The organism is Negativicoccus succinicivorans, from assembly GCF_018373335.1.
GTDB classification, from domain to species: Bacteria; Bacillota; Negativicutes; order Veillonellales; family Negativicoccaceae; genus Negativicoccus; species Negativicoccus succinicivorans_A.
Map to the genome: position 1 here is coordinate 1 of NZ_JAHAHH010000038.1, position 12,299 is coordinate 12,299.

Annotated in this window: 15 protein-coding genes and 1 pseudogene; 3 read left to right on the forward strand and 13 right to left on the reverse strand. The window is 52.2% G+C overall.

Annotation, left to right across the window (positions count from 1 at the left end):
• The 5 genes from atpB to KH813_RS03995 form a co-directional block, all read right to left on the reverse strand.
• Window positions 1-569: F0F1 ATP synthase subunit A (atpB, locus tag KH813_RS03975; RefSeq protein WP_303993518.1), on the reverse strand; the 569-nt coding region annotated here is incomplete at its 3' end.
• Between the two features lie 28 nt (window positions 570-597).
• Window positions 598-987, reverse strand: a complete 390-nt coding sequence (locus KH813_RS03980) for an ATP synthase subunit I (RefSeq protein ID WP_303993520.1) — start codon at window positions 985-987, stop codon at window positions 598-600.
• The gene (locus KH813_RS03985; RefSeq protein ID WP_303993523.1) at window positions 984-1,193 is read right to left on the reverse strand and encodes an AtpZ/AtpI family protein; all 210 of its coding nucleotides are present in this window, start codon (window positions 1,191-1,193) and stop codon (window positions 984-986) included. The genes KH813_RS03980 and KH813_RS03985 overlap by 4 nt, the downstream gene beginning before the upstream one ends.
• Before the next feature lie 61 nt (window positions 1,194-1,254).
• Entirely contained in the window at window positions 1,255-2,412 is a 1,158-nt protein-coding gene (wecB, locus tag KH813_RS03990) for a non-hydrolyzing UDP-N-acetylglucosamine 2-epimerase (RefSeq protein WP_303993526.1), read from the reverse strand.
• A gap of 10 nt (window positions 2,413-2,422) precedes the next feature.
• Window positions 2,423-3,454 carry a glycosyltransferase family 4 protein gene (locus tag KH813_RS03995; RefSeq protein WP_024049069.1) on the reverse strand — a complete coding sequence of 344 codons (1,032 nt, stop codon included), beginning with the start codon at window positions 3,452-3,454 and terminating at the stop codon, window positions 2,423-2,425.
• A gap of 354 nt (window positions 3,455-3,808) precedes the next feature.
• On the opposite strand from KH813_RS03995, the gene KH813_RS04000 reads away from it, so the two are divergent.
• On the forward strand, window positions 3,809-4,342 hold the full coding sequence (locus KH813_RS04000; protein ID WP_303993531.1) for a hypothetical protein: 534 nt from the start codon (window positions 3,809-3,811) through the stop codon (window positions 4,340-4,342).
• A gap of 312 nt (window positions 4,343-4,654) precedes the next feature.
• On the opposite strand, the gene KH813_RS04005 is transcribed toward KH813_RS04000, so the two are convergent.
• Window positions 4,655-5,167, reverse strand: a complete 513-nt coding sequence (locus tag KH813_RS04005; RefSeq protein ID WP_075939160.1) for an outer membrane beta-barrel protein — start codon at window positions 5,165-5,167, stop codon at window positions 4,655-4,657.
• Window positions 5,168-5,331: 164 nt separating this feature from the next.
• Between KH813_RS04005 and KH813_RS04010 the strand changes: the two genes are divergently transcribed.
• Both KH813_RS04010 and KH813_RS04015 read left to right on the forward strand, forming a co-directional pair.
• Window positions 5,332-6,876: a ClC family H(+)/Cl(-) exchange transporter gene (locus KH813_RS04010; protein ID WP_303993534.1), complete on the forward strand. Its 1,545-nt coding sequence runs from the start codon at window positions 5,332-5,334 to the stop codon at window positions 6,874-6,876.
• A 95-nt stretch (window positions 6,877-6,971) separates the two neighbouring features.
• Window positions 6,972-7,919, forward strand: a complete 948-nt coding sequence (locus KH813_RS04015) for a D-2-hydroxyacid dehydrogenase (RefSeq protein ID WP_303993537.1) — start codon at window positions 6,972-6,974, stop codon at window positions 7,917-7,919.
• Window positions 7,920-7,974: 55 nt separating this feature from the next.
• On the opposite strand, the gene KH813_RS04020 is transcribed toward KH813_RS04015, so the two are convergent.
• From KH813_RS04020 to KH813_RS04050, 7 genes and pseudogenes are all read right to left on the reverse strand, one after another.
• A complete protein-coding gene (locus tag KH813_RS04020) occupies window positions 7,975-9,345 on the reverse strand; it encodes a phosphomannomutase (protein ID WP_303993539.1) in 1,371 nt (456 codons plus the stop codon).
• Window positions 9,346-9,648: a YerC/YecD family TrpR-related protein gene (locus KH813_RS04025; protein WP_034436924.1), complete on the reverse strand. Its 303-nt coding sequence runs from the start codon at window positions 9,646-9,648 to the stop codon at window positions 9,346-9,348.
• A 172-nt stretch (window positions 9,649-9,820) separates the two neighbouring features.
• On the reverse strand, window positions 9,821-10,522 hold the full coding sequence (locus KH813_RS04030; protein WP_303993542.1) for a B3/4 domain-containing protein: 702 nt from the start codon (window positions 10,520-10,522) through the stop codon (window positions 9,821-9,823).
• A gap of 76 nt (window positions 10,523-10,598) precedes the next feature.
• Window positions 10,599-10,841, reverse strand: coding sequence for an ABC transporter permease (locus KH813_RS04035; RefSeq protein WP_303993545.1), 243 nt, complete (start codon window positions 10,839-10,841; stop codon window positions 10,599-10,601).
• Between the two features lie 13 nt (window positions 10,842-10,854).
• Window positions 10,855-11,445, reverse strand: a complete 591-nt coding sequence (recR, locus tag KH813_RS04040) for a recombination mediator RecR (protein ID WP_303993548.1) — start codon at window positions 11,443-11,445, stop codon at window positions 10,855-10,857.
• Window positions 11,445-11,771: a YbaB/EbfC family nucleoid-associated protein gene (locus tag KH813_RS04045; RefSeq protein WP_303990315.1), complete on the reverse strand. Its 327-nt coding sequence runs from the start codon at window positions 11,769-11,771 to the stop codon at window positions 11,445-11,447. The genes recR and KH813_RS04045 overlap by 1 nt, the downstream gene beginning before the upstream one ends.
• A gap of 43 nt (window positions 11,772-11,814) precedes the next feature.
• A pseudogene (locus KH813_RS04050) lies at window positions 11,815-12,299 on the reverse strand (hypothetical protein); the annotation flags it as partial.

The window sequence follows — 12,299 nt, forward strand, 5'->3', positions numbered from 1 at the left end:
GGTACACCGACTGGCGCCAGATAGTTCAAAACTTCCAGCAAAATTTCGCCCGCCAAAATGTTGCCGAATAGACGCATTGCCAACGTAATCGGTTTTGCGATTTCTTCGATCAGGTTAATAAAAACGAACGGAGCGAAGGGTTTGAAGAAGTGTGCAAAATACTCTTTGAACCCTTTGTTTTTCACGTACAGTGCGTGTGTCGCCAGGGATGCTGCAATCGCCAGGCCCAATGTCGTATTGACGTCATTCGTGGGCGAGGTAATGAGGTGCGGCGTCGGTAACAACCCGATCTCGTTTCCGATGAAGATAAAGAAAAAGAGCGTTAACAGCATGTATACCGCTTTACGATAATCGGGCCCGAGAATGGAATAGAACTGATCGCTTAAATTCTCTACGATCATTTCCACTGCGTTTTGCACACCGGACGGTACCATTTCACGACTTCGCGTCGCCAACAATACCAAAATAAAAACCAGTGCACCGGTCAGCCAGGTCATGTAAATCGTATCCATGTTAACGGCCATTCCCCAAAGATATTGCACATCATGTGTACCTGTGTGTAGATGCATAGCTTCACCCCCTTCCGCCAGGACATACTCACCTATTTTTTATATGCTTGAAGTCGCCTAAAAACGTGACGAAATAGTACACGAGTTTCAACGACAGTAAGCCGCAAACCGTAGCCCCGAAATGGGCTAAATGGGTTTTTAAGACCAACCACAAAAAGAGGATGGCCACAAAGAAACGCCCTGCCGCGACATTGGTTAAGCTTTTCGCCATATCCAAGTCATCGCGATCGCGTCGCTTAAACGCGATCAATGCAAGGTAAGAAAAATACGCTATATTAAAGGCGCCGCCTATGATCCAACCGACGGCCCAATCTCCTTTGCCGAACAGGAGAACGAGGACCGCCCCCGCGGCCATCAACGCTCCTTGCCAATGCATGCAGGCAAGAAGCCAACGAAAAAGCTCCCGACCGTCCGTCATTTGCGAATCATGTCACGAACTAACGTCAACAGACCTGTCAGCGCACCCGCCACGCCTCCGGCCAACAAACCGAACGGAGCCGTGCCGACATATTTGTCGAGAAGATACCCTAAATACAGGCCGAATAAAATCGTGCAAAGCAGTGTCATACCGGCACCGGTAGCGATGGCTAACGCCCGCCGCCAATTAAATTCCTGTTCTTTCACCGGAGACCTCCTTGCCGTGCACATGAGGCCATAAGAACCTGCACATGCAGTTATTATTCTATCATAATTCATTAGTATTGGCTATAAATTCAGGCGGTTTTTTCGCCGTTTTACCGTAGGCGTACAAAAGCGCCTGCACAATTCTTCCCGCGGCTTTACCGTCGCCGTACGGATTGACGGAATTCGCCATTTGACGGTACAAATTGTCGTCGGTCAAAAGACGTTTCGCTTCCCGGTACACATCTTCTTCCGCCGTGCCGACCAGGTTCACCGTGCCGGCCGCCACCGCCTCGGGGCGTTCCGTGGTATCGCGCAACACGAGTACCGGTTTGCCCAAGCCCGGCGCTTCTTCCTGAATGCCTCCGGAATCGGTTAAAATCAGATCGCTTTGCGCCATCAGTTGCGCAAACGGTTCGTAATCCAACGGTTCGATCAAGTGCACATGCGGCACATCGCCGAGCTCCGCCCGAACGACTTCACGCACCGCCGGATTTTTATGAACCGGAAATACCAGTTCCAAGTTCGGTACATCTTCCAGTATCCGCCGCAACGCGCGATATACGTCACGCATCGGCGCGCCCAAATTTTCACGTCGGTGGGTGGTGACCAACAGCGTGCGCCGCGACGGATCGAGCTTCACCGGCAGCATATCCGCATCAAAAGGACGGCCGACCGTCTGCAAAAGCGCATCAATAACCGTGTTGCCCGTCACGAAAATCGATTCTTCCGCAACATTTTCCCGCAACAGATTCGCTTTCGTTTCCGGCGTCGGCGCAAAATGGTAACGCGCCAGCCGTCCGGTCAAACGACGGTTCATTTCTTCGGGAAACGGCGAGTAAATATCGCCCGTCCGTAAACCCGCTTCCACATGGCCGACCGGAATCTGCTCATAAAATGCGGCGAGCGCGCCGGCAAAAGTTGTCGTCGTGTCGCCGTGAACCAAGACTACATCAGGACGTTCCTGCTGCAGACATGTCCGCAAGCCGAGCAACGCCCGGCTGGTGACATCATATAAAGTTTGTCCCGGCGCCATAATATCCAAATCGTAATCCGGCGTAATCGCAAACAACCGCAACACCTGGTCAAGCATCTCGCGATGCTGCGCGGTCACGGTAACGCATACGGAAAATTCCGGATGCCGGGCGAGTTCGGAAACGACCGGAGCCATCTTGATGGCTTCCGGGCGAGTACCGAAAATGGTCATTACTTTAATTGTCATAAAACGTTCCTCAGTGTTTTTCCGACGCGCACTTGCCGCCTGCAATCATGCCCAAGTAGCGTGCCCACCAAAGTCCCGCCGCCGTTACCACACCGACTACGACGACACCGAAAACAACATTTAAATGTACTACCAATAGTGCGATCATCCCCAGAAAAGCGGTAATCGCATACATCAATAAAACCACCTGCTTTTGCGATAAGCCGCTATCGAGCAGACGGTGATGCAAATGCCCGCGGTCCGGCGCGAAAATCGGCATGCCCGAAAGCTTGCGCCGCACGATCGCCAGCGCCGTATCCATAATCGGTAAGCCCAGCGCTATGACCGGCACAACCAAGGCGACGGTAGCCGCTGTTTTCATCACGCCCATGATCGATACCGCGGCGAGCGTGTAGCCTAAGAACATGCTACCCGTATCACCCATGAAAATCTTCGCGGGGTTGAAATTATACTGCAGAAAACCGATCGCCGCGCCCGCCATCGCGACCGTAATCGCCACGCTGTTCCATTGCCCCATTTGGTACGCGATCAGCGCCACGGAAACGGCGGCGATCGAACTTACGCCGGCCGCTAAGCCGTCCAGCCCGTCGATCAAATTTACCATATTAGTGAATCCCACCACCCACAAAATCGTGAGAGGTACGGAAATGAACGCGCTTAAATAAATATAATCGCCAAGCGGATTTAAAATCCAGTCGACGCGTACACCGCATGCTACCAGCACAACCGCCGCCAAAATCTGACCGAGCAATTTTACCTTGGCGGGAATCTGACAAATATCATCCCATATGCCGACCGCAATAATCACGGCCGACCCCATCAGTAAACCGATCACTTCGGTCGATAACGGCAAGCTGTACAACACCGATGCCAAAAATCCGATATAAATTCCCAAACCGCCCAAACGCGGTACGGCTCCATGATGAACCTTGCGCGCATTGGGATTATCCATCGCTCCGACCCGACAGGCCAAACGCTTCACTGCAGGGGTAATGACATAGGTCACGATGAGCGCAATCCCGAACGCAATTGCATACGCCAAGCTCTTCCGCCTCCTCTATTTTCATTCATCGTTATTGTATCATAATGCGAGTCTTAATAACATTAATTTTGTCAAGCGCGATTTTACAGTTCATTTTTGCGCTTAGAAAATATTTTTGTATTACGATATTGACCTTATTTCTATTAACTTATACATTCTGTATTTGTGTCTGTTTTATTCTTGATCGGAATGGAAAATTAATTGACAACTATTCCCACTATCCCCTACAATAAATCTCATCATTTTCGTCTGTCAAAATGTGCAGATAAAGTCGAGCGTTACGCGTCATTATCCTGTTTGCTGCAGGGGATGCGTCAGCGCTCCATGTAAATTAATCCTAAAGGAGTTTACCCAATGAAAAAAATTACCACTACCCTCTTGGCGGCCCTCATGCTTCTCTCCGCCACCCCCTCCGCGTACGCGCTGGAGACGCCCGCCAACGATGCCACACGTGTGCAACGGGTCATGACCAAAGAAACTCGCACCGAAACGGTGACGCACACCGAAGAACGCACCCAAGAAACCCGACACGGTCACTCCGTTCGCGTGCAACCGCCGGCCGGTAAAGTGCAACTGGGTTTTGACGGTGTAGCCGAAACCGGCTTTGAAAAATGGACCAACGCCGCGATGTCGGTGTTCTCGATTTTCAAAAAATCACCGGTTAAGAAGGCTAAGCAACCGCTTTTACCCGCACTGAAAGAACAGGACCTGCCCTATTTTGAAATCTCCAAAATGCACGGACACAAGCGCACCACCGGCGTTACGACGACGGTAACCAAGGAGCAGACAACTATCTATCCGGGACTGCCCATGGATACGAAACCGCAGCAGGAAGATCCGTTCGAACGAATGATCAGAAACTTCGGTCCGGAATCCGTCAAACGCTAAACGACGGACTCTTTCCGTCGCGCCGTGATGCTTTTTGATCGCATGACCATGCGACAGACGGCAAGCGGAAATGAATCTTTTCCTATTTTGCATTTGTCAATAAACTAAAATAACACCGAAGGCTGGCTCAAACCGGCCGGCGGACAATCGTCCGCCGCATCCGATACCGAGCACCTCGGTGTTTCTGCCATCAGTTTAGAAGAAACGCCGAAACATGTCAAGGTCAAAGAACAATCGCGAAATTAAAACATTTTCATATTGTATTCGCGCAACAAAAAAGACTCGCCGAGCGAGTCTTTTTTATGTTTAGAATTAGAAGCGGTAGTTCAAGCCGACGCCGACACCTTTACGGTTCAAGTCTTCGTCGCGATCCTGGTACGTGTAGTTAACGTCCAAGTCGAAATTCGGGTTCAGATCATACAAAGCACCGACTTTGTATTCTTTTTCTTCACTCGAAACTTTTACGCTGGCATAGCCGTCAAACTTTTCGGTCAGGTAGGTCATGCCTTCTACGCCCCCATAGATTTTGTTGCCGGCTACGTCGTAGTTGCGATTACCGAGGGTCACATATACGTTATCGTTCAAACGATATTTACCGTACACATCAAATTCATTGCCCATGTTGACGAGGTCGCGATATTCCGCGCCGATCACGACTTTATCGGCGATACCGTGTTCCACGTAGACCGCATGCGAACCGTCCTGCGCTCCGTTGTAACCGTAACCTACATTCGTGCCGCCTTCCGGAATATACGTCACCGGCGCTGCCATGGCGGCGCCCGCCACCAAGCATGCACACGCTGTTAAAATAGCTAATTTACGCATTTCTTTCCCTCCTTCAAGTATATCGATTAGTTTTATTATAGAGGATACATTCATTAATGTACAGTCAAAATTGCCATTTCATCCATTTTAATCTGACGATGACGCTTGACGTAGTATTATATATATAGGCGCATTATAAATACAATGAAATGAAAGGACTGCATATGTCATTTTTAAAAATTGAAACGCTGCGCAGTCGCTCTTTGCGAACCGATTCCACTCTGCTCTTGGAAGGTATTTTAGTCGGGCTGCTGGCAGGCGGCGCAGGCGTTATTTATCGTTTGCTGATCACCTGGTGCGAGGACAGCGTCAGCTATTTGGCGCAACTGGCCGCCTCGGACTGGTCGCGATTACCGCTGATCCTGATCGCCTTTTGCATCGGCGCGATTGCGCTGGGCGCGATCGTTCGTCGCGAACCGTATGCGGGCGGCAGCGGTATCCCGCAAGTCACCGCGGAAATCACCGGCCGGATTCAAACGTCCCCGCTTTCGGTCTTGCTGCATAAATACTTGGGTGGAACCATCGCCGCTCTTTGCGGCTTATCGCTCGGACGCGAGGGCCCGTCCATTCAGCTCGGCGCGATGTGCGGTAAACTCGTCGCCCGGGGATTGAAGCATAACTATATTCGGGCGCAAAATTTGATGTCATGCGGCGCGGCGGCCGGCCTTTCGGTCGCGTTCAGCGCGCCGGTATCCGGCGTGCTGTTTTCGCTGGAAGAAATTCACAAAACGATCACGAAACGCTTGATCATCAGTTGTTTCGCCGCCGCCGTGACGGCGGATGTCGTCAGTCAATACGTATTCGGTCTGACGCCGATTTTTCATTTTCCGGAAATCGGCAAGATGCCGGTCAGCATGTATCCCTGGGTTGTTCTGCTCGGCATCGTTTCGGGTTGCATGGGCGCCGTATATTTTTGGGGCCTGCGCGGCTGCTACTATGTGTACGGCAAATTGAATTTATATATTTTATTGCGACCGCTGCCGGCCATTCTCTGTTCATTCGTGCTGATGCTCTTCTTTCCGATCGTCTTGGGCGGCGGACATCCGATCTTGGGCCAGCTGTTAAATGCGCCGCATGCGCTTTGGTGGTTATTGCTGCTGCTTGTGGTCAAAACCGGTTTTTCCTTGATTTCGTTTGCCTCCGGCGTACCGGGCGGCATCTTCCTGCCGATTTTAATTCAAGGCGCGATTCTCGGTTGTCTGTTCGGACAAATCGTCGCGCCGGAGTACGTCGTGCTTTTCATCGTCTTGGCGATGGCCGGCTATCTGACGGCAGTGGTGCGCAGCCCGCTCACGTCGCTCTTGCTTTTATTTGAAATGACGCAGCGCATCTCCTACTTTTTACCGCTCGCCATTTGCTGTCTCTTGGCGTATTACACGGCGAACGCGCTCGGCACGCCGCCGATTTACGAATATCTATTGCAAAATATTTTGCGTAAAGAAAAACCGCGTCCCGATTTTGATACGACGATGATGCAGGCGACCGCGGTTGTTTCCGAGCACAGTCCGCTCGCCGGCACGGCTTTGCGCGACATCGCGTTGCCGCCGCACGCGTTAGTGACCGCCATTGACCGCCAGGGCGTAGCGGTGGTGCCGCGCGGCGAAACGGAAATCGAAGCCCACGATCAACTGGTCTTTGTCTTACCTCGTAATCAGATCGGCGCTCTCGAAACGCTGCTCGACGAAACCACCGAATACGAACAACCGTAGCTTGCTGCGGTTGTTTTTTTATTCTGCCGCGGCAAGCTGCCGGTCGCGATATTTACGGTATAATAAAAGCAAAGGAACACAGAGGAGGAATGAACATGCCAAAACTGGTAGTACTCAACCATCTGACACCGGAACGTTTGCAACGTTTGCAGCGGGTCCGCCCCGATGCCACTGTCGAAGCGTACGCTAAAATGAGCGAAGCGCTGCCGCATTTGGAAGATGCCGATGCGGTGGCCTTGTGGGGCTCGATGGATCCGCTTCCCGTGCTGGAAGCCACGCCGAAACTGCGTTGGCTGCACAGCATGAGCGCCGGAATTGAAAAACTATTGCCGCCGCCCATGCAACAAAATGATATTGTCTTAACGCACACCGCCGCGATTCACGACGCGCCGGTCGCGGAACGGGCGCTGACGTTGCTGCTCGCATTGCGTCACAAATTGAAATACGCCGTCGCGGCGCAAGCGGAAAAAAATTGGGATCCGCAGTCATTTACCTCGCTGGAAAACGCGAAAGTGTTGATCGCCGGTTTCGGCGGCATCGGTAAAGAAATCGCCAGACGCTGCGCCGCCTTCGGCGCGGAAATCATCGCGGTGAAAAATCATCTTACGGAAGAAGCTTTAGCCGACCGCGTCATCACGAACGATGAATTAATGAACGTCTTGCCCGAAGCCGACGTCGTCATGTGCGCGCTGCCCGGCACACCGGAAACGGAAGGATTTTTCGGCGCCGAAGAAATCGCCGCGATGAAAAAAGGCGTTTACTTCATCAATATCGCGCGCGGCACCATCGTCGATGAAGCCGCCTTAATTGAAGCGCTGCAGTCAGGTCGCATCGCGGGTGCGGGCCTCGACGTCACCGCGCGGGAACCCTTACCGGAAGATTCGCCGCTCTGGACGCTCGACAATGTGATTTTGACTCCGCATACCGCGGCGCGCGTTTACGGCTACATGGATAAAGTCTTAGATCTCTTGGCGGATAACTGGCAACGCTTTTTAAGCGATCAGAAGCTGAAAAATGTCATTGATAAAAAACGCGGTTATTGAAAATAAAAATTGAACAATAAAAAAGAACGCGATCGCGTTCTTTTTTATTGTTCAATTATTTTACCGTCGTTTCAATCAGCGCCAACACTTCGTCGCGTTTGGTTTGCATCAGCTCCCAATCGCCGCGCGTTTCCAAATTGAAACGCACCAGCGGTTCGGTATTCGACTGCCGCAAATTGAATCGCCATGTGCCGAAATCCATGCTCAAGCCGTCCAAATATTTGATTTCCCGCGCCTGATCACGATATGCCGCTTCGACGACGGCCAGCGTTTCCTCCGTTGATTTTACGACGCGATTAATCTCGCCGCTGCAGGGGAACTGCGCTTCCATATCAGCAATCAGTTGCGAGAGCGGTTTGCCTGTTTCGCAAATGATCTGCGCAACCAAAAGCCAGGGAATCATGCCGCTGTCACAATAGGAAAAATCGCGGAAGAAATGGTGCGCGCTCATTTCCGCTCCGTACAGACCGTCCACACGCCGCATCGTCTCTTTCATAAAAGCGTGGCCGCCCTTGGATTCCACAGCGGTGGCGCCGTAACGTTCACAAATCGCCTGCGTGTTCCAGTACAGACGCGGATCGTGCACGATAGTCGCGTGCGGATCCAGCGTTAAAAAATGTTCCGCGAGCAATCCCAAGACATAATAGCCTTCGACAAAATTGCCTTTTTCATCCACTAAAAAGCAACGATCGAAATCGCCGTCCCAGGCCACGCCCAATTGCGCTTTTTCCGCTACGACCGCCCGACTCGTCACCAGCCGATTTTCTTCGATCATCGGATTCGGTACGCCGTGGGGAAAGGTCGCGTCCGCGTCCATGTACAACTCATGCCAGGTAAACGGCAAATGCGCTTTCAAATCGCGGAACGCCAAGTTCGCGCCGCCGTTGCCGGCATTGACCACGATGTGCATGGGCTTCAAATGACTCATATCCACGTACTGCAATAGAGTTTCAATATATTCTTTCTGTACATCGAGCGTCCGACAGACGCCTTTTTCTTCCGGCGTAGCGAAATGACCGGCGAAAACGCGCTCTTCGATTTCTTTTAAGCCGGTATCCGCGCTAATCGGAATGCCTTCTTCACGCACCAGTTTCAAGCCGTTGTAGTTGACCGGATTGTGACTGGCCGTCACCATGATGCCGCCGTCCAAACCGTAATGAAACGTCGCGAAATATACCATCTCGGTGCCGCAGACGCCGATATCATACACATCCGCGCCGCCGTCCGTCAAACCGCGCGCCACCGCCTCCGAAAGGCGCGGCGAGCTTCCGCGGATATCCCGCCCTATAGCTACTTTGCGCGCCTTGTATTGGTCCGCATACGCGCGTCCGACGCGGTAACTTACTTCTTCATCCACTTCCGTCGGCACGATGCCGCGAATGTCATACGCCTTAAAGCCGTTGCGACTCTTCTCCAGTGCTTCCATTTACGTATCCTTTCCCTCTAACCGCTCCAGCATCGTTTGGTAACCGTCCGCGCCGTAACGCAACGCGCGTTTGACGCGACTGATCGTTGCGGAGCTCGCCCCCGTAAGCGATTCGATATCTTCATATTTTTGACCGCTGTGCAGCAACTGCGCCACCTGCCAGCGCATGCTTAAGTCCCGCAGCTCAGAAACGGTACACAAATCTTCCAAAAGCGCATACCCTTCCTCGCGCGTTTCAAGTGCCAGCAACGCATCCAGCAGGCTGTCCATTGCCGGGCTGACCAATCTCGGATTTACGCTCATCGTCTTCCCTCCTATATTCTTTATTATAGCACATAGTAAAACAATCGCGGTCGTATTGCATCGCTATAAGTAAGCCGTTCATACCAACGTAAGCGAACATCACACGACTTGTCAAAACGCATTCCCACACGCAAAAAAGAGATCCTCTACGGGATCTCTTTCGTCATATACGTTAAAAAATAAATTCCGGTTCGTCTTTTGTGATCAGGCCGATTTTCACCTGCGCACGAAATACTTCGGTCAGGTATTTTGCCAAAAGGTCACGCCCGCGTTCCAGATCTTCACGACGATCGGAAAATCCGTCCAAAAGATAAAGAATATCTTTCGTTTCCGTCGTGATTTTACCGAGTTCGCTTTGCCTCCATAAAAAGCGGCGCGTGCGCACGGTCGTACCGGACGCGTACACAATCTCTCCGGGATCCGGCGCTTCCGCAACCGTCTCGCCGAACGGCACGAAGGTGTCATTTTCTCGCGCGCGACGTACGCCAAGCGTGCCCTCCGCCAAAGAATCGACGGCATGCGCCCCAATCGGCACGGACTCGAGCAATGATACGGCATTCCCCAAATCCACCAGCGGTGTAATCGGAGCCAACATTTTTCCTTTGGAAATACGCGTCAAGAGCGCTTCAATGGAACTCGGATATTTATTCGGATTGATACCGACCGCGCGAAACGCTTCACGGTACGCGGCCAGTTCCGGTTGTTCTTTTACTTTTACGCCGCAGTATTTTTCCGCCGCCTGCGCCTGCGCTTTAGCAAACAATTCCGCCACCGCTTGGCTTTCCTGTAACGGCGTGATGCCGGTGGCGGCTACTACTCCCACCATATAGTGAGGCAACGCGGCAAATACTTCTCCGCTGACAAAATATTTCATACCGTCTCGTTTCCTTTACTCGCGTAAACGCGCAAATACGGGTAATAAAAAAGCAGCCCGAAAGCTGCTTTTCAGATTAAAACAAGGCGCGACAAATCGCAATCACGATCGTTCCCGGGATACCGAATAAAGCGACGATAATGGCATCCAAAAACGTCCAGGGAAGTTTCATGAACATCGCATCGATCAGCCAATACAAGAGTCCGCCGGCAATGATATTACCGATAAACGGAGCTAACGCCCAGCCCAAGACGCGGAAAATTAAAATCGCGATGATCGCGACCACAACAAAAGTAATCAGGGTATTCAATGCTACCATATTACTCTCCTCCTTACATATTTTGACGGTGGGCGACCGCGCCGGCTAAGGTGACGCCGTCCACAAAACCGATATCTCCACCGGCCGGTAAGCCTCGCGCAATGCGCGTGACCTTGATGCCGATGGGTTTGACCAAGCCCGCGATATAGAGAGCTGTCGCTTCCCCTTCCGCGTCCGGGTCGGTAGCCATGATGATCTCCTGCACCGTATCGTCTCGCAAACGTTCCAAAAGTTCACGAATATGGAGCTGTTCCGGCTGAATGCCGTCCAAAGGCGAAAGCGCGCCATGCAATACGTGGTACACGCCGTGATATTCATGGCAGCGTTCCATGGCTTGCACATCGGTGGGTGATTCGACCACGCAAATCACACTGTGATCGCGCCGCGGATCGGCGCAAAATTCACAGGGATCCTGGGTGGAAAGATTGCCGCACACGGAGCAATACTTGGTCTGCGCTTTCGCGGTCGTGATGGCCTCAATAAACGCATCCACCGACTCCTGCGGCTCTTCCAGAATAAAATACGCCAAGCGGCGGGCGGTTTTCACGCCGACGCCGGGCAGGCGACGAAATTGTTCCGTCAGCCGCTCTAACGGTTCGTTCATTAAAACATTCCCGGAGGAAGACCCATCCCGCCGGTAATTCGGTTGACTTCCTGCGAAGCCATGTCGTCAATTTTACGTCCCGCTTCATTGACGGCCGCCGTTACCAAGTCTTCCAGCATTTCGGCGTCCTGCGCTTCCAAGACCGCCGGATCGATTTTTAATTCCGTAATTTGTTTTTCACCGTTCATCACGAGACGGATCGCACCGCCGCCCGCTGTTACTTCGGTTGTTTTGCGTTTCAATTCGTCTTGCATTTTGGCCATGTCGTCCTGCATTTTTTTGACCTTTTTCATCATGCCGGCCATTTGCGCTTTATTACCAAACATTGATTGCCCCTCTTTCACGGTAGATAAATAGTCCAATACTGTTTTATTCTTCCCATACATATATATCACAGTCACCGGCAAACTGCAAGGCGTTCGCGAGCACCGGATCATTTTGATCCGCGGGGTCAATATCCTCCCGGCGGATCTTGCGGTACTCCCCCGGCGATGTCACCGAAGATGCGGAAACCGCTGTTTTTTCCGATGACGGTGCCGCCGCTTCGTCTCGTTGCAATGCTTCAGCACGAGCGCGCGCTTCATCCGCCTGAGTGCTTTGGGCGGCTACGGCTAAGAGCGTCAGCTCGACGCCGGTGAGTTCCTGCAAAATACCGGCCACTTCCTGTCGGTATTCCGGCCGATTCGCCGCATCGACCAGAAACGCATGCTCAATTGCGATGATGACATGAGTGCCGGAGATTAAAAGAAGTTTCGCATTGCGGTAGCAGGCCGCCTGCGCCATTTTTTTGCGGGCGAAAAGCGCCTCGACAACTTTTTGCCAAATCCCGTCATACTGCGCGGGGGGCACAAAAA